Origin of the sequence: Actinoplanes derwentensis (genome assembly GCF_900104725.1) — a bacterium.
Lineage (GTDB): Bacteria > Actinomycetota > Actinomycetes > Mycobacteriales > Micromonosporaceae > Actinoplanes > Actinoplanes derwentensis.
Map to the genome: position 1 here is coordinate 502,595 of NZ_LT629758.1, position 18,181 is coordinate 520,775.

Sequence of the window (18,181 nt, forward strand, 5' to 3'; positions counted from 1 at the left end):
CGCTCGGCCCGCTCGTACCAGAAGAGGGTTTAAAGGTTTCGCAGACCGAGACGCAGGCCGGCGACCCCAGCCGGGGAGAGTGCCCGGGAGGTGGCGCGGGTGAGGTCGGCGCGGATGGCCTCGGGGAGTTCGTCGCCGAGGGCGCAGAGGACCGGGTAGAGGTCGAGGACCTGGCGGTGGCTGAGCGCGCCGACGCCGATGAGCAGGCCGTTCAGGGCGGTGGGGCTCTGTTGGAGGCTGAGGCAGAGTTCCTGGCGCCACATCGGGTCGTGGACGTGGTCGGGGAATTCGCGGGCGATCCGGTTGCCGGCGGGAGCGCGCAGGCCGCCGAGGGTGGTCTGCCGGAAGCGGGCGACCGACGGGGCGAGGCGGCAGGCGATGCCGAGGCGGCGGGCCAGCTGAGGCACGGTGAGTACGTCGAGGCCGGAGGCGCAGCGCTCGCAGAGACGCTCGTAGGTCTTGGAGTGGATGACGGAGGCGGGGCGCTGGCAGGCGCCGTCGAGTCCGCAGATCGGGTCGAGGATCACTTCGGTGAGGGTGCCCTCGTGGTCGAAGCGGCCGACGGCGAAGTAGGTGGCCGGGGCGGTCCGGTATTGGGCCAGCGCGGCGCGGGCGCTGACGTAGCCGTCGGGGTCGACGCCGATGCGTGGAGAACCGGCTTCGGTGTGCAGTTGAATGAGGCGGAACATGGCGCGCGCTCCCGGGGTTTAGAGCGGTTTCGAGGTCGTATTCCGATACGTCGCCAGTGTGATAAAGGTTCAGGTGTAACTGTGGGTAATGAAAATGTGACTCTATTTGTGCTGGCAGGGGCGTCGGAAGGCCCCGGACATTACTCCCCGTAGTTTGAAAAGGCCAGAGGTCCGGTCGAATGGTGGAGTCGTTTCCCCAGGTGGGGCCGGTATCGTTCGCGGCCGTACAAGCTTGAGTTTTGGGGGTTCACGCGTGACCTGGTCCACGCTGCCGGCGCTGATGTATCACTCGGTCTCCGCGGTCGGCGGCCCCCTGCGGGACCTCGCGGTTCCGCCGGAGCGCCTGGCCGAGCAGCTCGCCGCGCTCACCGGCGCCGGGTACCGCCTGGTCGGTCTCACCGAGGCCCTCGACGCCCTGGAAGCAGGCAGCGCGGACCGGATGGTCGCGATCACGTTCGACGACGGCTACCGGGACTTCCTCACTCAGGGTGTGCCCGCGCTCCAGCAGGCCGGAGCCGGTGCCACCCTCTACGCCTCGGTCGGTCACCTCGGCGGTCACGCCGGCTGGCTCGGTCAGTGGTCTCCGGACTTCGGCCCGATGCTGACCTGGGAAGAGCTGGCGGAGGTGGCCGCGTCCGGTGTTGAGATCGGCAACCACAGCCTGATCCACCACCCGCTCGACGTGCTCACCCCGGCGCAGCTGCGCGAGGAGGTGGTCAGCAGTCACGACCAGCTCGAACAGCGGCTGCAACGTAGGGTGCGCTCGTTCGCGTACCCGCACGGCTACAACAGCGATCTGGTCCGCACGGTCGTCGAGCAGTCGGGGCACGACAACGCCACCGAGGTCGGCCGCCGCCCGCACACCCCGGCCGAGCGCCGGTTCGCGGTGCCCCGGTTCCAGCCCACCCCGGATCACACCGGCGCCGACCTGGTAGCGCTGATCGAGGGCGGGCCGGTGTTGTCCGCGCAGCTCAAGCAGTACGCGCAGCCCGGCTGGCGGATGGTTCGCAAGCTGGCGCGCAAGGCCGGCCGGAACCTGACATGACCGCCGGGCATCACCGGGCCCCGGGCGGGCTGAGCCGCCGCGGTGTGCTCGGGATGGCCGGGCTCGGGGTGGCCGCCGCCGGCGGCGGGTTCGGGATCTGGAAGGCCGCCGGGCGGACGGAGACACCGGTCGGTGTCGCGGCCACCCCGTCGGCACCGGCGCCGACCGCCGCGCCGTTCGCGGAGGCCGCCGACCCGGACAAGCTGGGCGGCACGGTGCCGTTCACGGCCGGCAAGGCGAAGCTCGGTTCCTACCTGGCCCTGGACAAGATGACCTACCCGGAGGCGGTCGAGTACCGGCGTGAGCAGCTCGGCCGGGACCAAGCGATCACGCACGTCTTCTATGCCTGGCCGGACCGGCTGCCGACCTCGATCGAAGGCATGCCGGCGAAGTCGACCCCGATGGTCTCGTGGCGGGGCACCAAGTACGCCAAAATTCTGGACGGCAGTTCCGACGACCTGATCGTGGCCGCGGCCCGCCGGATCAAGCGGTTCGACCGCCCGGTCCTGCTGCGCTGGGGCTGGGAGATGAACGGCCGCTGGTACGAGTGGGGCGGCGCGCAGAACGGCAAGAACCCGGCCGGGTACATCAAGTCGTTCCGCCACCTCCGGAAGATCTTCGACGCCGAGGGCGCCGACCAGGTCTCCTGGGTGTGGAGCCCGAACTGGAACTCCAGCACGAAACAGAGCTGGGACACGATCGACGCGTACTACCCGGGTGACAAGTACGTCGACTGGGTCGGGGTCTCCGGCTACAACCTGCACAACGAGTCGCCGGACGTCCTCTTCGACCCGATCTACCGCCTGTTCTCCGCCCGGAAACCGCTGATGCTCACCGAGGTGGGTTCGAAGGATCACGGCGGCAGCACCAAGGCCGACTGGATCACCAAGCTGTCCGGTTACGTCGCGGAGCGCCCGGCGATCGGCGGGGTGGTGTGGTTCGACACCGACACCCACCCGGCGTACCCGGAGCACTGGCGTTTCGACACGACCGCCGCGTCGACGGCCGCCTACCAGGCGATGGCGCGAACCGCCCGGTTCAGCGGCTGAACAGGGATCGGTAGGTATCGGACGACCCGGTGTTCGGCAGGCAGTCCGGGTCGTCCGGCCGCAGGATCGACGACTGCGAGAACGTGCCGTCGCACCGCTGGAAGTACGCCTCGTACGCCAGGTACTGGGCGTGCTCGGCGAACCACTGATGCATCCAGCCGATGAACTCCGGGTTGTCCTTACCGGCGTCCCCGGTCGGCATGATCCCCCACTCGCCGACCGAGAACAGCTTCCCGTGCGTCCGGGCGAAGTCGAAGAACCAGGTCAAACCCTCAGGATCGGCGGCGGTACGATCGAAGTCGGCCTTCGTCGGTGACCACGGGTGGTGGTCGTAGTTGTCGATGCCGATGATGTCGACGACGTCGTCCCCGGGGTAACAGTTCGTGCTCAGCCCGCCGCACAGGTCGGCCGGCGTGTTGTGCGCGTTGATCGTCCAGTCCACTACCACCTGCGGGTTCGCCGAGCGCAGCGCGGTGGCCGCTGACCGGTAACAGGCGATGTAGTCCTCGGTGTCCAGCCCGCGCCAGGCCATCGAGGACTCGTTCATCTCCCAGCCGAGCCGCACGATCGAGTCACCCCGGCCGTGGGTGACCATCAGGGTGCCGAAGTCGCGCCAGTTCTGGTCGTAGTCACCGGCCGCGCACGCCGCCATCAGCGTTTCGCCCTTGTCCGGCACCAGAGCCTGGGAGATCACCAGGACACCGTCGAAGTCGGCGAAGTTCTCGAACATCCAGCCGGAGTTCCGGGTCATCGAGTCGTAGTCGGTGCGGTCGGTGTAGGTCTGCGCCACGTTGCACGGCCTGCCCCGGAGGGTGCAGAACTCCGTCACCGAAGCGGTGTCGAGCACAGGGAAGCCGTTGACACCTGACAACCCGTGGTCGCCGGGCCAGCTGCCGGTTGCCCGGGGGAGTGCGATGGTCTGCCGGGCCGAGCGCGGGTCAGCTTCTGCCGTGTCTATCGGGATATCGGAGCTGGGCGTCGCCGCCGGATGATCATCGGACGGGTTGACCGTGATGGCGATGGCGATGACCAGGGCGAGAACCGCGACCCCACCGCCGGCCAGCCAGAGGCGGGCACGCCGGGGCGCGTCTGGGACGTCCGACATGTCTCCTGCTTCTACGGGACGCTTCTTACGGGACGCTTCTTACGGGACGCTTCTTACGGGACGCTTCTTACGGGACGCTTCTTACGAGACGGCGGCGATGATCAGGGTACGGAACGCCTCGACCTCGGCGCCGCGGAAGAGGTTCACGGTGACCCGCTGGTCGCTCGGAACGGTGATCCGGCCGGTCCAGTCGCCGTCGGTGTCCGGGGCGATGTCGTGTCTGCTCAGCTGCCGCCCGGTGGTGCCGGTGAGGATCATCCGATACGGCCCCGACGCCGCCTCCAGACCGTCCGCGGTGACCTGCACGACCCGGTTGCCCTCGGCGTCCACCGGCCCCGGCGCCGCCGCCGACAGACTCGTCACCCGGACGTCATAGGTGTTCACACTGTCCGCGAACGACCACACCCCGGCCACCCCGAGCAGCAGCACCGCCAGAGTCAGCGGCAGCACGTCCTTGACCAGGCGCTCCTGGGTGAAAACGAAACGCGGCTGCTCCCCGGACGGAGCCGGTTCCGGGGTCGCGTGCTGGAGCCGGTAGAACGCCACCCCGACCCCGATCATCGCGGTCACCGAGCAGACCAGCATCCAGCTCGTCCGGTTCAGGTGACCGCCGACGGCCCACAGCCCCAGACCCCCGAGGACCAGGACGGCAAGACTCAGCGACGGTACGAGCACGATCCGCTCGACCACCCCGATGTCCCGCCGTCCGGGGCGGATGATCGCCTCGGTCAGCGCCTGCCCCGGCAGCACGAACGCCAGCAGCAGACCGGCCGGCACGGCGAGCACGGGCGGGCCGAACTCGACGGCCGCCGAGGTCACGACAGTCAGGCCGGCGAGGACTCCGGCGCGTACCGGGTTCACGAGCTCCCCATCTGGTAGATCCGGACAGTGCCGTTGTCGTACAGCCGGGAGATCGTCGCCACCTGGTCGAACTTGCCGAGCTGTGCGTCGCTGAGCGGCTCGGTGATCCGGCCGGCCATCGGGTCGCTCTGGAAGTACGCGTTGTCCATCGGCAGCAGATCGCCGAGCCGGTGGTCGACCACCAGATAGTCGATCGCCAGGGTCCGGACCACCTCCTCTTCGGCCGCGGTCCACTCGGGGGCGTAGTACAACTCGCCCACCTCCCGGACCGGATCGGTCCGCCCGTACGTCGAGGAGAGCGCCACCGCCGTGATGTCACCGCCGACCCGGGCCTCGCGGGGCAGCTCCCGCTCCTGCCAGAACGACGCGTCCACCCCGTAGGCGTCCACCGACCGCTCGTAGGCGGCCGGCATGTACGGCCCCGGCAGCAGCGCCGACACCGGCGGCCACCCACCGGTCCGGGCCCCGACCATCAGCAGCGTGATCAGGGTGGTGCCGATGTACACCTGCCCGGCCAGCCGCCGCCCGGTGGTGACCGCGACACCCGGCGGCGGCACCGACAGCCAGCGGCGGCCGTTCTCGTCCTTGGCCGGGATGATCTGCACGGCGTGCACGATCGCGATGGCCGCGATGATCGACATCGGGACGTAGGTGAAGGTGGAGAGCCGACCGGCGATCTCCGGCCCGTTCTGGCCGAGGAACCGGGCCCCGTTACCGGCGAAGAACACCGCGCCGCCGACCAGTGCCGCCCAGCGCCAGGTGTCCCGGTCCTTGCGCAGGATCATGTCCCGGGCCACCGCGAGGAAGAGCACCAGCAGGCCCAGGATGCCGAGCCCCTGCACCGCGAGCTGCACCAGCGGGACCGGTTTGGTCACTCCGGCCTCCTCGCTGGCGGCGCCGCCGAACATCTGGTTCAGCGAGGCGGCCAGCCGCTGGACCGGCGCCTCCAGGTACGAGATGACGTCGGTGGCCACGAACCCGATCCACGAGCAGACGATCGCCAGCGCCACGGCCGGCACGATCAGCGAGTGCCAGGGCCGCGGCCGCTCCAGCGCCAGCTCGGTCACCGCGAGCAGCAGCAGCGTCGCGACCAGGGCGAACGCCGTGACGTGGTGGCTGACCGTGGTCATCGCGATGCCGATCACGGCCAACGCCAGGAAACGCCGCCCGCCGGCCGCCCGCCACCGCCGGTGCGCCCACACGGTGAGCATGAAGAACGGCAGGGCGGCGGTCGCGTACAGGAACATCGAGTTGAAGAAGAGGTAGTGCATCGCGGTCGCGTAGGTCACGCACGCCACCCCGGCCATCGCCGGGGAGTTGCTGGCCCGCAGCACCGCCGCGAACAGCCAGCCCACGAAGATCAGGTGGGCGACACCCGCCACGATGGTGCCGGCCGCGGTCACCGGAAGACCGGTGAGCAGCGACAACCCGGCTCCCATCTCGGCCAGGCCGGGAAAGTGCACAGCCGGGGGCAGCGCGTTGTTCGGCCGGAACAGCTCACCGGACTCGGTGATCAGAGTGGTGGCCAGCCAGTGCTGCAGCTCGTCGGGGAACCGGAACTGGTCCGGGCTGTACATCCACTTCAGCATGTACTGGTTGGTGGCCAGGCCCATCACCAGCACGAACGACTCGGCGACCCCGGCGAGCCGGCTGAGCAGCCGGAACACGACGGGAGAGAAGACGATGACCTGGCCGATCCAGTAGGCGGTCATCGCCCACCCGGTCTCGTGCCGGCCACCGGCGTAGGCCAGGGCCACCAGCACCACACCGAGGCTGGAGACGGCCAGGACCCACGGCGCCCAGCCCAGGTCGGCGGCCCGGCTCGGCTCCGGTGCTGGCTCGGCCGGCAGCCGGATGATGACGGTCTCGTCGGTCTTCTTGTCGACGACCGCACGCCCGGCGGCCTGCTTCTTCGCCGGTGCCTGCGGCAACCGGATGATGACGGTGTCGTCGCCGGCCTGTTTGCGCACCGTGCTCAGGGCGCCCTTGGCACCGGCCGGTTTCGTGCTGCTCGGCAGCCGGATGATCACGGTGTCGTCGGTGCCGGACTTCTTCCGCGCGGTTCCGCCGGTCTTCGCCGGGGAACCGGGCAGCCGGATGATCACCGTGTCGTCGCCGACCGTGCGCTTCTTCTTGGCGGGCCCGGTGGCGCGGATGACCACGGTGTCGTCGCCCTTGGTGGGCGGCAGCCGGATCACCTGGGTCTCGTCGGTGTCCGGCGGCCGGGGAGGAATGACGACTGTTTCGTCAGGCAGCGGTACCGCGGGTTTCGCGTCCGCTTCCTCCGGCGTCCGTTTCCGGTCGGACGTCGGCTGGTCCCCCATGGAAAGAGCCCTCCACACACTGGTGACGATGCATCCGCCGCCCCCACCCCCGGCGTCCGGGCGTGGGGGCGGCGGATGCTACGCCGCGTTGGTCGGTTTAGCGGGTACCCCGGAGTTTCGCCCGGGCGGCGCGCCGGCCCCGGAGGTAGGCACGTGGTCCGGCCATCATCCCTCGCCGGTTGGCCGTCAGGAGCTCACGTGGGAAATCGTCCCGCAGGGTCGACACCCGCAGGCTGTCCGCGCCGGTCAGATCCCGCAGCGCGGTCGGCGCCAGCTTGATCAGGGCGAAGAGCAGACCGGGCCGGCCCAGGACCAGACCGGTGTACGCCGCGGTCAGCCCCGTCCCGTACCCCACCATCTGTTTGTGCAGCCCCGCGAAGTCCCGCCGGTGGTAGTGGTGGGTGACCGCGGTGGGCTGGTAGACGATCGTCCCGCCGGCCAGCAGCACCTTGGTGAAGGCGAGAGTGTCCTCGGAGCCCATCGCCGGGGTGCCGGCGCCGAGGGCGTTGTCCCAGCCGCCGATCCGCTCGATCACGCCGGGCCGGAAGGTCATGTTGGCACCGGTGCCGAACGGCGGCAGCGGGTAGAGCGGGCTCTGCCGCTGCGCGGTCTCCGGGCCGAACCGGTCCGGGGTGAACCCGCGGCCCTTGCTGTGCCCGCCGAACTGCTCGAACCAGATCTGCGCCCGGGTCTCCAGCTCGGCCGGGACGATCACCCCGGAGACCACGTCGGCGTGCGGGTTCTCGACCAGGGCGCGGGCCACCTCGGCCAGCCAGTACCGGTCGGCCAGCTCGTCGTCGTCGATCCACGCGACGATCTCTCCCTTGGTGGCCTTCTCCGCGGTGTTACGGGCGAAGGACAGTCCGGCCGTCGGCTCCTTGAGGTAGTCGACCTTGCCGCGGCGGGCCGCCGAGCGGGCCACCTCGGCCGTCGCGTCGGTCTCCGGCGCGTTGTCGACGACCAGGATCCGGGCCGCCGGGTAGACCTGGGCGAGCAGGCTGTCCAGGCAGCGGGCCAGCGCACCCGGCCGTTCCCGGGTGCAGACCACCACGGTGATGTCCGGTGCCGTGGCCAGTGCGGCCCGCCGGCTCGCCAGGAACGCCGGCTCGGTCGCCGGGACGAACCCGGCCGACGGCACCGGGGCACCGTCCAGCCGGGGCCGGATCACGTCGCCCAGTTCGGCGTCGATCGCCGCGGCCAGGCCGGCCGGGGTCAGACCCTGCTCCGGTACGTCCACCAGGATCGTGCCGAGCGGTTCGGTGAAGAGCCGCACCAGCGCCCACGCCTGCTGGACCCGGCGGCCGTCGGGAGCCGTCGCGCCGACCGGCGGCAGCGGCTCGGAGAGTTCCAGGTCGAGGACGACGGCGGGAAGGACGCCGCTCTCTTCGTCGAGCAGCGGGGCGGCGGGGACTACGGCGGTCACGGGGCAACCTCTACGGGGGTCTTGCGGCTGAGCCGCTTCGAGCTGACGGTCTCGACGACGCCCCCGAAACCGGCGGCGGCGACTCCGGCGACCACACCGCCGGAGCGCAGGAAGTTGTCGGAGCCCTTGCCGGTCAGGCCCGCCCCGAAGTACCGGAACATCGCCATGGGCAGGGACCGGAGGTAGTTGCGCTCGGCTCCGAGCGCGTCGTTCTCGTGCAGGCCGGCCATCTGGACCTTGCCGCGGCCCTCCGCGTAGCAGCGGCGCACGAAGAAGCGGAAACTGGCCCGTTGTCTCGGCACCTCGTGCTGGATGACGGCGCTCGGCACGTACATCCAGCGGCCACCGCCGACCTGGCTCATCCGCAGGCAGAGGTCGGTGTCCTCGGGCCGGTTGCGGGAGCCGAGCTTGCCGAAGCCGACCCGGAAACCGCCGGCGGCCTCGAACACCTCCTTGCGAACGATCATGTTGGCCGACCACACGTTGCGGATGGGCGCGGTCTCGGTGGGCATCCCGGTGTACGAGCCACCGACCGCCCACAGGAACTCGGCCGGCATCCAGCGCGGGGCCGGGCCCTCCCAGGCGGGCTGGATCGCGCCGCCGGTGCCGACCACGGTGGGTTCGGCGAACGGCTCGATCTGCCGGGCCAGCCAGTGCCGGTCGGCGATGATGTCGTCGTCCAGGAACGCGATCAGTGGCGTCCTCGCGTGGAAGGCGCCGGTGTTGCGGTTGCCGGAGACACCCTGGGCGTAGGCGTTCCGCAGCACGGTGACGCCGGGCAGCTCGCGCTGGATCCGCTCGTACATCGCCGGGTTGTGGTCGACCACGACGACGATCTCGTCGGGGGTGTGCGACTGGGCCCGCGCGGACTCCAGCGTCCGTGTCAGGTAGTCCCAGCGCACCTCGGAGTAGGTCGGGATGACGATCGTCGTCGCGAGAGGGGTGTGGTTCACGAGGGGAGTGCTCCTGTGGGCGGGAGGGGCGCTCGAAGCCGGTGGAAGACGGTTCAGTCGTCGAGCGAGGTGCGGCGCAGGGTGTTGATGTCCTGGGTCTGCCGGCTGCCGAGGTCGTCGAACGCGCGGGCCCGGGCGGACCGCAGGTCCTGGGTGGGCTGGGCCCCGAGGTCGTCGAAGGACCGGGCCCGGATCTGGTTGATGTCCTCGGAGCGCCGGGCGCCGACGGTGCGGTTGAGGTGGCCGGCGTTCTGGCGGGGGTCGGCCGCGTGGCGGGGCGCGACCGGGTTCGCCAGCGGAGGGGTGCTGACGCGCGGCGCGATCAGCTGCAGGCCCTCGACGAACGGGCGCTTGCCCGAGCTCCGGCGGCCGCGCATCCGGCCGAACTCGCTGAAGATGGTGCGGAGCACCCGGAAGCCGTCACGGAAGGTGTTGAGGTTGCTCTCGCCGTGGATGCGCTCGTGCTCGGTGCTGCCGACCTCGCCGACCTTGAGCTTCTCCGCGACCGCGCGGATGTTGATCATGGTTTCGATCTCGAAGCCGTCGCCCCAGAGCTTGCTGCCGTCGGCCGGCTGCGGCAGGTTCACGTCCGGCAGGTCCAGGGCCGGCACGACCGAGCGCCAGAAGGCGTTGTAGCCGTAGCACAGGTCGGTGAAGTGGGTCTTGAACAGCACGTTCACGACCAGGTTGAGCCCGTCGTTGCCGAGCTTGCGCAGCCGGGTGATGTCGTGACTGTGGCCGCCGTGGCTGAACCGGGAGCCCTTCACGAAGTGGTCGCCGCGGATCAGCTTGTCGACGAAGAGCGGGATCTCGCCCGGGTCGGTCGAGCCGTCGGCGTCGATCATCACGATGATGTCGCCGGTGCAGGCCCGGAAGCCGACCGCGAGGGCGTTGCCCTTGCCCTTACGGGTCTGCTGCACGATCACCGCGTCCGGGCGTAGCTGACGCGCCACCTCGACGGTCCGGTCCTTCGACCCGCCATCGACGACGATCACCTCGGTGATCATCGCCGGGAGCTTCGCGAACACGTGCGGCAGGTTCCGCTCCTCATTCAGCGTAGGAATCACGACGCTCACGGTCGGTGATTTCGGGCGGTTACTGTCGGTGTCCGTGTTCAAGTGCGAAAGCTCCATGTCGGTCCCTTCCGGGGGGCGGCAATGCGACTTCGTTGCGCGATTTCCCGGAGGGGACCGCACAGCCGCTCGCTTAAGGAATTCAACCTAGCAAGGGATTACGTAGCGTCAACAGGCCGCGAAATAGGTTCTGATCACAGTTCCCGTCGCAGCGCTGCAGGAGCAGTTTTAACGCACTTTCGCCGAAGATGAAAGGTGCTGTCATTACGTTCCGTAACGGAAGGCGGTCGCAGAGTGGGCCGTACGCGGATATTTCCCGGTAAATACAAAAAGCCGCCGTGGATCATCCCAAATGCGGACAAGATCGTCAGGTGGGCGCTCACCATGCGGAATTCTGCATTCACTCTGTGTGCAGCGTCCGGTAGGCCCACGTAGGCGGGCTGTCGCTGGCGGTGAGCGTCTATTGTGGGCCGGACGGGGACAGGTGGCCCGGCGCCCATAGCCCGCCACCGCTGACGGGCGTTGGTGAGACGATGGCAACTAAAACCGGACTTTGTGTATGCGGACATCCCTTTTCGGCGCATGAGCACTACCGACCCGGGTCGGATTGCGCGCTTTGTGACGCCGGGGTGTGCCCGCGCTTCCGGTCGGCCGCGCCCTGGTGGCGGCGCCTGCTGGGCCGCGACTGACGCCGGCGCCCCTCGCCCGAACGGTGGAAGCCGTGATCATCTGCCGGCTGCCGACTCGGGTGATCGGTGATCGTCTGCGACGTCGCCCGCGGCGAGCCGGTGACCAGACGGAACGTCAATTTTCGGTGACCTCGGGTGCCGGAACGGGCATCCCGTCATCAACAGGGCGTCCGCCAGGTGGGTGAACGGCTGCGAAATCCTATTGGGTCGGTAGGCTAATGCTGATTCCGACCTGAGGGAGACCCGATGACACTTCCCGACTTCCTGATCGCGGGCGTGCCCAAGGCCGGCACCACGGCCCTGCACGCCGCGCTGGCCGGGCATCCCGACCTGTTCCTGCCGTCGGTCAAGGAGCCGAAGTTCTTTCTCTCCGACGGGCCGCCGCCTATCGTCGGCGGCCCCGGTGACGTGCAGACATACCAGGAGCACGTGTGGCGGCGGGCCGACTACGAGAAGCTCTTCGCCCCGGCTTTGCCCGGCACCCTCAAGGGCGAGGCGACCCCGTTCTACCTCTACGACCTGGCATCCCACGACCGGATCAAGGACCTGGTCCCGGACGTGAAGCTGATCATCCTGCTCCGGGACCCGGTCGATCGGGCCCACTCCAACTGGACCCACCTCTGGGTGGCCGGTCTGGAGGAGGAGGCCGACTTCCTCACCGCCTGCCGCGCCGAGCAGTCACGCCGGGCGAACCACTGGGCGGACTTCTGGCACTACATCGGGCTAGGGCTGTACGGACGGCAGCTTCAGCACCTCTACCAGCGTTTCTCTCGCGAACAGGTGCTTCTGCTACGCTACCGCGACCTCAAGGACAGCCCGGCGCAGACGCTGGACCGGGTCTGCTCCTTCCTCGGTGTGCGGACCGGTGTGCTCACCTCGATCCCGAGGGAGAACGTGAACCGTCACTACGTCGAGGACAACGCCGTGAACCGCGTGTTGCGCGGCCTGCTGCGGACCGGCGGCGAGTTCGGGCACCACTTCCCGGTGCCGCTGCGCCTGGCCGCCCGGGGTCCGGTGCTCACCCTCCTGCACCGCAAACGGGGCAACCGCCCGGTGACCACCCCGGACGAGCGCGCCGCCCTCCTGCCGTACTTCGCCGAGGACATCGCCCTGCTCCAGGACGTCACCGGCGAGGATTACGACGACTGGCTGAGCCTGGACCGGCACGCCAAAGCCCGGTGAACCACCTACTTGGGAGAGCCGCCTTGACCATCGGAATCACCGCCCTGCCCCTGCCCGGATGGGAGGACTCCACCGTGGTGGTGGAGCCGCCGGGCACCGAGCCGGGAGCCTGGTCCGGCGCACCGAGCACGGTCCACGCCGACGGGTTCGTCTACCTGGTCTACCGCCTCCGCCTCCCGCTCGGTGCCGGTCGCGGCATCGCCAACGTGGTGGCCCGCTCCGCCGACGGCATCGACTTCACCGTGGTCGCCGAGATCGGCAAGGACCGCTTCGGCGCCGAGTCCCTGGAGCGACCTGCCCTGGTCCGCACCCCGGAGGGCAGGTGGCGGCTCTACGTCAGCGCCGCCACCCCCGACACCAAACACTGGCGGGTCGACCTGATCGAGGCCGACACCCCGGAAGGCCTGGCCACCGCCCCGGCCCGGACCGTGCTGGCCGGTTCCCCGGAGTCCGGTGTCAAGGATCCGGTGCTGCACCACGACCAGCACGGCTGGCACCTGTGGGCGTCGGTGCACCCCCTGGAGTCCTGGGACGACGCCGACCGGATGACCACCGAGTACGCGACCAGCCCCGACGGTGTGCACTGGACCTGGGTGCGCACCGCCCTGACCGGACGGCCGGGGGAGTGGGACGCCCGTGGTGTGCGGGTGTCCTCGGTGGTGGTCGACGGCGACCGGATCACCGTCTCCTACGACGGCCGTGCCACGGCCGGCGAGAACTGGGAGGAGCGGACCGGCGTCGCCTCCGGTGTGCGACTGCCCGACGGTACGTTCGGGCAGCTCACCGCCGAGGACCGGGAGCCGGTCGGCAGCCCGCACGAGCCACACGGCCTGCGCTACCTCAGCCTCGTCGCGCTGCCCGGCGGCCGCCAGCGGCTGTACTACGAGGCGACCCGTGCGGACGGGGCGCACGACCTGCGTACCGAGTTGTTCTGAGACCCGCCTGTTGACTCTCCGTGACGCGCCGCGGTGGCGTTTCATCGATTTATCAATCATCAGCTGAATTCGATTTATCCCAGCATTTGAATTCGGGAGCGTTCCCAGATTTCGGTTTCGGGAACGCTCCCAAATTGCTTTCCTCCGATGTGGACGATAATTGTGGTGGACCCGGCCGGAGAAAATGACACCGTCCATTCGGTGGGAACGTGCGTTTGTGCCCGGGCCGGAGGGGTATAAGTGCCCCGGCAACAGACAGGGGGCCCTGATGCGGAATCTGGGTGGGCGGTACCGGTTGATCAACCGCATCGGACTCGGCGGGATGTCGGAGGTGTGGCGCGGGCATGACCGTGTCCTCGACCGCCCCGTCGCCGTCAAGATCATGGACCCCGGTGTGGAGGGTTCGCTCGGCGTGCCCGGTGTGGACCTGGTCCGGGCCGAGGCGCGTTCCGCGGCCCGGCTCGCGCACCCCAACGTCGCCGGCGTGCACGACTTCGGCACCTCACCGGGCCCGGACAGTGAGGTTCCGTACATCATCATGGAACTGGTCGAAGGCCAGACCCTGAGCGAACACCTGGCGGCCGGCCGCCTCGACTGGCGCATCAGCGTCCGCGTCTGCGCCGAGGTCGCCGCCGCCCTGGCCGCCGCCCACGCCGAGAACGTGGTGCACCGCGACATCAAACCGGCCAACATCATGCTCACTCCCGCCGGCGCGAAGGTCCTGGATTTCGGCATCGCCGCCGTGATCGGCTCCCCGGACCCCGACCCGGACGGCCCGGTGATGGGCACCCCCGCCTACATCGCCCCCGAACGTTTCGACGGCCTCCCCGCCACCCCCGCCTCCGACATGTTCGCCCTGGGAACCCTGCTCTACCACTGCCTGGCCGGCCGTCTCCCGTGGACCGCCCGCAGCCACACCGAGCTGGTGATGGCCCAGCGTTTCGCCGCCCCCGACCCGATGCCCCCGCTGGCCGACCTGCCCCCCGAGGTCATGGACCTGGTGTCCCGCTGCCTGGCCCGTGACCCCGCCGACCGCCCCACCGCCCTGGTCGCCGCCTTGCTACTGGCCGAATCCGTCGACGCCCGCGTCTACGTCCCGCTGGGTGACCTGGACCCGGACTCCCGCCGCCAGCCTTCCGTCTCCCCGTGGACCGAACGAGCAGCCGCCGCCCCCACCTCCGCGTCCCCCGCCTTCCCCCACCCCGTCACGTCCCCCACGCCGCTCTCCTCTCCACCCACCCCGCCTTCCTCCGCCCTTTCTCCCTCCGCCCCCTTTCCTTCCGCAGCTCCCGGCTCGTCCCATCCCGACGCCGTCCCGTACGCCCCGGACGACGTCCACGTCGGACGCCACAGAGCAACCTGAAACCCTTTCTCCGGTACGAGCGAGTCCGCACCGCTTCCACCTCCGGCGCTGTTCACCGTGGCCCCGCCGCAACGCGCGAGGCGCCCCGGCACAAGGTCACCCCGCGACCGCCGGGCGGAAGCGTCCCTCACCGCCCTCCACCGACCGTCTTCCTCGTCCCGACCGCCGGTCTCCATCGGCTGGCCTCCTCGACACGGTCGCGGCTGACGGTCCGGTGACTTCGTGGTGGGGGCTTTGGGCTGGTGGTGTTACGGTGGCGCCGTGAAGTGGTGGGATGCGCTCTCTCGCCTGGCCGGCATGCTTGCCGAGGCCGGGTCGCCGGAGCTTGCCGGTGGGGCTGGTGCCCTGGTCGGTGTCCTGCTGATCGCGATGCTCGCCCGGATGCCACTGGTCCGCCCCGTCGAGGGTGGCGGCTACCGGGCTGGCGTGTGCGCGTTGCGCAGCCGGGCCGTGCGGGTCGGTGTGCCCCGCCACCGTGACCCCGACGCGTCCGGGCGGACCCGCCCCCGAGGGCCGACGGGCGTCCTCGCGGTCGCCTGAGCGGGCAAATCTCTTACTCTTCGTAACTTCAGCTGCCCGCTCCTGGCGGCCGCCGGTGACTGTCCGTCAATGGTCCCTCGCCGTTTCGGCGGAGGTCTCATCAGTCTTCAGCAGCCCCTGGGGGTTACCTCGTCATGTTCAGCGACATCATGTCCCTCGTCTATCACGGCATCTCGGCACTTCTGCTCTTCTGGCACGCCCTGTGGGACCGGGTCCTCGGCGACCCGCACGGTCTCGGCACCGACTGGGCGTGGGTGCTCGGCATCGTCTTCCTGGTGCTGACGGTTCGTGCCGCGATCTTCCCGTTGTTCCTGCGCCAGGTGAAGTCGCAGCAGGCCATGCAGCGCATCCAGCCCCAACTGAAGGAACTGCAGGCCAGGCACAAGGGCGACCTGGTGTCGATGCAGGCCGCGCAAGCCGAGTTGTTCCGCCGCGAGAAGGTCAGCCCGTTCGGCGCCTTCCTGCCGATGCTTCTTCAGGTCCCGATCTTCATCGGCCTGCTGCACGTGCTGCGCCACTTGAAGCCGTCCATCACCAACGGCCGCACCCTGTACGGCTGGACCGAGACCCAGTTCGCCGACGCCTCCTACGCCAAGTTCCTGACCGCCCCCATCGCCGCCGCCTTCCACTCCGGCAACGCCGAACTGGCAACCTTGGGCGCCGACGGCATCAAGGTCAAGATCGTGGTGGGCATCCTGATCGCCGCGATGGTGACCACGACGTTCCTGACCAGCCGCATGTCCATCCTGAAGACAGGCTGGTCGGAGAACCCCCAGCAGCGCACGATCCAGCGCCTGATGCTCTACGCCATCCCGGTGTCCCTGCTCTTCTCCGGCTTGATCTTCCCGCTCGGCGTGATCATCTACTGGACCACCACGAACCTGGTCTCCCTGGCCCAGCAGTGGTGGGTCCACCGTCGCTACCCGTCCCCGCCCCTGGACAACACCATCCCGGCCACCAGCCCCGCCCTCACCACCACTCCGCGAGTGGGCGCGAAACCAGCCGACCCCCACCGCCGCCGCCCCACCACCCCCACCGGCTACAGCTCCACCGGCCACAATTCCACAGGCCACGGTCCCAGCGGCCACAACTCCACCGGTCACAGCTCCTCTGGTCACAGCTCTGCTAGCCACAGCTCCAGCGGCCAAGGTCCAGCCGGCCACAGCCCCACCGACCGCAAACGCGCCGCCGATGTGGTGGCCCGCCGAGCCGCCGACCGCAAACGAGCCGCCGACCTGGCAGCCCGCAACACCGCCAAACCCGGCACTCCGTAGCACTGCCGACGTGGCGGCCAGCCGCACCGCTGACCCGGCAGCGCGCGACACTACCGACCACGAACGATCCGACACTCAGCCCGGCCGAGACCGTCCCGCGAACCCCGTGGGCGACCCCACCTGCCCGAGTTGATCATCATCCCGGGCAGCGGGCAGCAGCGAGGGTGGGCGGGCTGCGGGCGGCAGGCCAGGCGGTTGGTCAGTTGACCGTCTGAGCCAGTGGGGCGGCCCACTCCATCCCGGCCAGGATGTCGGAGTCGAAGCACCCGCCGTGGCGGTCGCAGACCTTGCCGATGACGAGGTTCGCGCCGGGGGCGACACCGCGGTAGCGCCCGCCGGACGCGGCGCCGGAACCGGCGGTGATCGAGGCGACGTGGGTGCCGTGCCCGAAGAGGTAGTCGATGCCCTCGCCGGTGAAATCCTTCGTCGCCACGATCCGCCCGGCCAGGTCGGGGTGGGTCAGGTCGACGCCCGTGTCGAGCACGCCGACGGTGGCGCCGGTGCCGTCGAATCCGGCTTGCCAGGCCGCCGGGGCACCGACCTGCGCAACGCTGACGTCGAGGGCGACGTGACTCCGCCCGTCCAGCCAGACCTTGCCGACCGCGGACCGCAGGGTGCTGCCGGTGAGTGACGACCAGAGCCGGGCCCGGCCGGTGCGGTCGGCCCGGACGGCGAGGGTGCGGGTGACGGGCAGAGTGCGTGTCAGCCGGACACCGGGGATCGTGGTCGCGGTCTGTGCGGTCTTCGCCTGGCCCGGATAGTCGATCAGCAGCGGGAGATCACCACCGGAGTAGCCCTCGCGCAGCGGCAGGGTGATGTCGAGCAGGCGCTCGTCGAGGCGGCCGGTGCGCAGCAGTGGGAGCGCATCGGCCGGGAGCACCCGGCTGGTCGCCCCGGAGCGTTCGACCCGGAAGCGGACGTCCTCGCGGCCCGGAGCCGGGTGGACGGTGATGTCGTCTCCGGTCACGAGGACGGTGCCGCCGGTGATCAGGGTGACCGTCGCGGTCCCCGCCGGGGTCCGTGGTGGGGCGGCGGGGGCGGCCGAGGCCTCCGGTGCCACGAGGAACAACGAGGCCAGACCCAGCACTGCTACGAGCACGTCAGGACGGCGCATGGGTTTCCCTCTCCACGGATCGATCGTCCGGACATGGATATGCGCCATTGGGTGGAGCGCCGGGGCCCCGTTCGGGGGCTCCGGAGGTCAAAAGCCTTGCGGCGTACGGGTTGTGCGCCCCGACCTCCGAACGGCGGGGGACTCTGCGAGGACATGACCGGGGTGTACGGCGCGGCGGACGGTCGTTCGCCAGGCTCGGAGGGCACATGATGGGCGAAGCCGTGATGACGACGCGGCGGCAGGCCGACGGCACGACGGTGGTCGACGTGCGCGGCAGTCTCGACGTCTCGACCGTCGGCGGCTTACGCACGACCTTTCAGGACACGCTGCACACCGACCGGCCCCGGCTGATGATCGTGGACCTTATGTTCGTGACCTTCATGGACTCGATCGGGATCGCCCTGCTGGTCGCCGGTCACGAGTCGGCCCGGGAACAGGGCACCCGGCTGGTGCTGCGCAACCCGAGCGAGTTCGTGCACCGTCAGCTGCGGATAACCGGCCTGGCGGCCCTCTTCGGACTGCCGGCTGACGCGGGCACGAACTCCTACCGTCCTTGACCATC

Annotated in this window: 16 protein-coding genes; 8 read left to right on the top strand and 8 right to left on the bottom strand. The window is 69.8% G+C overall.

All coding sequences use genetic code 11. The features are described 5' to 3' along the window. Positions 1-29: 29 nt before the first annotated feature. Positions 30-689 (bottom strand): hypothetical protein, encoded by a 660-nt coding sequence (locus BLU81_RS02155; protein WP_092541114.1) that lies wholly within the window; start codon positions 687-689, stop codon positions 30-32. Between the two features lie 253 nt (positions 690-942). Between BLU81_RS02155 and BLU81_RS02160 the strand changes: the two genes are divergently transcribed. Both BLU81_RS02160 and BLU81_RS02165 read left to right on the top strand, forming a co-directional pair. Beyond that, complete coding sequence (locus BLU81_RS02160; RefSeq protein WP_092541116.1) at positions 943-1,734, top strand: polysaccharide deacetylase family protein; 792 nt, start codon at positions 943-945, stop codon at positions 1,732-1,734. Next, on the top strand, positions 1,731-2,783 hold the full coding sequence (locus BLU81_RS02165; protein ID WP_092541118.1) for a glycoside hydrolase family 26 protein: 1,053 nt from the start codon (positions 1,731-1,733) through the stop codon (positions 2,781-2,783). The genes BLU81_RS02160 and BLU81_RS02165 overlap by 4 nt, the downstream gene beginning before the upstream one ends. Here the strand turns inward: BLU81_RS02165 and BLU81_RS02170 are convergent. From BLU81_RS02170 to BLU81_RS02190, 6 genes are all read right to left on the bottom strand, one after another. Further along, positions 2,773-3,888, bottom strand: a complete 1,116-nt coding sequence (locus BLU81_RS02170) for a hypothetical protein (protein ID WP_092541120.1) — start codon at positions 3,886-3,888, stop codon at positions 2,773-2,775. The two genes, BLU81_RS02165 and BLU81_RS02170, sit on opposite strands and share 11 nt — an antisense overlap. An 81-nt stretch (positions 3,889-3,969) precedes the next feature. Then, entirely contained in the window at positions 3,970-4,749 is a 780-nt protein-coding gene (locus BLU81_RS02175) for a DUF1616 domain-containing protein (protein ID WP_157751101.1), read from the bottom strand. Next, a complete protein-coding gene (locus BLU81_RS47535; protein WP_157751103.1) occupies positions 4,746-7,073 on the bottom strand; it encodes a hypothetical protein in 2,328 nt (775 codons plus the stop codon). The genes BLU81_RS02175 and BLU81_RS47535 overlap by 4 nt, the downstream gene beginning before the upstream one ends. A 97-nt stretch (positions 7,074-7,170) precedes the next feature. Further along, positions 7,171-8,496, bottom strand: a complete 1,326-nt coding sequence (locus BLU81_RS02180) for a glycosyltransferase (protein ID WP_172890482.1) — start codon at positions 8,494-8,496, stop codon at positions 7,171-7,173. Beyond that, positions 8,493-9,449 (bottom strand): glycosyltransferase family 2 protein, encoded by a 957-nt coding sequence (locus BLU81_RS02185; protein ID WP_157751105.1) that lies wholly within the window; start codon positions 9,447-9,449, stop codon positions 8,493-8,495. The genes BLU81_RS02180 and BLU81_RS02185 overlap by 4 nt, the downstream gene beginning before the upstream one ends. Positions 9,450-9,502: 53 nt before the next feature. Next, complete coding sequence (locus BLU81_RS02190; protein WP_231954037.1) at positions 9,503-10,516, bottom strand: glycosyltransferase family 2 protein; 1,014 nt, start codon at positions 10,514-10,516, stop codon at positions 9,503-9,505. A gap of 941 nt (positions 10,517-11,457) precedes the next feature. On the opposite strand from BLU81_RS02190, the gene BLU81_RS02195 reads away from it, so the two are divergent. The 5 genes from BLU81_RS02195 (at position 11,458) to yidC (ending at position 16,505) form a co-directional block, all read left to right on the top strand. Further along, positions 11,458-12,393 carry a sulfotransferase family protein gene (locus BLU81_RS02195; RefSeq protein WP_092541128.1) on the top strand — a complete coding sequence of 312 codons (936 nt, stop codon included), beginning with the start codon at positions 11,458-11,460 and terminating at the stop codon, positions 12,391-12,393. A 23-nt stretch (positions 12,394-12,416) separates the two neighbouring features. Then, positions 12,417-13,328 carry a glycoside hydrolase family protein gene (locus BLU81_RS02200; RefSeq protein WP_092541130.1) on the top strand — a complete coding sequence of 304 codons (912 nt, stop codon included), beginning with the start codon at positions 12,417-12,419 and terminating at the stop codon, positions 13,326-13,328. A 268-nt stretch (positions 13,329-13,596) separates the two neighbouring features. Continuing rightward, a complete protein-coding gene (locus BLU81_RS02205) occupies positions 13,597-14,691 on the top strand; it encodes a serine/threonine-protein kinase (RefSeq protein WP_092541132.1) in 1,095 nt (364 codons plus the stop codon). Between the two features lie 261 nt (positions 14,692-14,952). Continuing rightward, entirely contained in the window at positions 14,953-15,231 is a 279-nt protein-coding gene (locus tag BLU81_RS02210) for a DUF6412 domain-containing protein (protein WP_231954039.1), read from the top strand. A gap of 134 nt (positions 15,232-15,365) precedes the next feature. Beyond that, on the top strand, positions 15,366-16,505 hold the full coding sequence (gene yidC / locus BLU81_RS02215; RefSeq protein ID WP_231954040.1) for a membrane protein insertase YidC: 1,140 nt from the start codon (positions 15,366-15,368) through the stop codon (positions 16,503-16,505). Positions 16,506-16,704: 199 nt separating this feature from the next. On the opposite strand, the gene BLU81_RS02220 is transcribed toward yidC, so the two are convergent. Continuing rightward, positions 16,705-17,619, bottom strand: coding sequence for a S8 family serine peptidase (locus BLU81_RS02220; RefSeq protein WP_157751107.1), 915 nt, complete (start codon positions 17,617-17,619; stop codon positions 16,705-16,707). 206 nt (positions 17,620-17,825) lie between these two features. On the opposite strand from BLU81_RS02220, the gene BLU81_RS02225 reads away from it, so the two are divergent. After that, positions 17,826-18,176: an STAS domain-containing protein gene (locus BLU81_RS02225; protein WP_231954042.1), complete on the top strand. Its 351-nt coding sequence runs from the start codon at positions 17,826-17,828 to the stop codon at positions 18,174-18,176. The last annotated feature ends 5 nt before the right edge of the window (positions 18,177-18,181 follow it).

What these genes read in the sequence shown, in the direction of transcription:
- BLU81_RS02225 (WP_231954042.1), top strand. Translation starts at nt 17,826, where the DNA reads ATGATGGGCGAAGCCGTGATGACGACGCGGCGGCAGGCCGACGGCACG.
- BLU81_RS02170 (WP_092541120.1), bottom strand. Translation starts at nt 3,888, where the DNA reads ATGTCGGACGTCCCAGACGCGCCCCGGCGTGCCCGCCTCTGGCTGGCC.
- BLU81_RS02205 (WP_092541132.1), top strand. Translation starts at nt 13,597, where the DNA reads ATGCGGAATCTGGGTGGGCGGTACCGGTTGATCAACCGCATCGGACTC.
- BLU81_RS02155 (WP_092541114.1), bottom strand. Translation starts at nt 689, where the DNA reads ATGTTCCGCCTCATTCAACTGCACACCGAAGCCGGTTCTCCACGCATC.
- BLU81_RS47535 (WP_157751103.1), bottom strand. Translation starts at nt 7,073, where the DNA reads ATGGGGGACCAGCCGACGTCCGACCGGAAACGGACGCCGGAGGAAGCG.
- BLU81_RS02220 (WP_157751107.1), bottom strand. Translation starts at nt 17,619, where the DNA reads ATGCGCCGTCCTGACGTGCTCGTAGCAGTGCTGGGTCTGGCCTCGTTG.
- BLU81_RS02165 (WP_092541118.1), top strand. Translation starts at nt 1,731, where the DNA reads ATGACCGCCGGGCATCACCGGGCCCCGGGCGGGCTGAGCCGCCGCGGT.
- yidC (WP_231954040.1), top strand. Translation starts at nt 15,366, where the DNA reads ATGTTCAGCGACATCATGTCCCTCGTCTATCACGGCATCTCGGCACTT.
- BLU81_RS02195 (WP_092541128.1), top strand. Translation starts at nt 11,458, where the DNA reads ATGACACTTCCCGACTTCCTGATCGCGGGCGTGCCCAAGGCCGGCACC.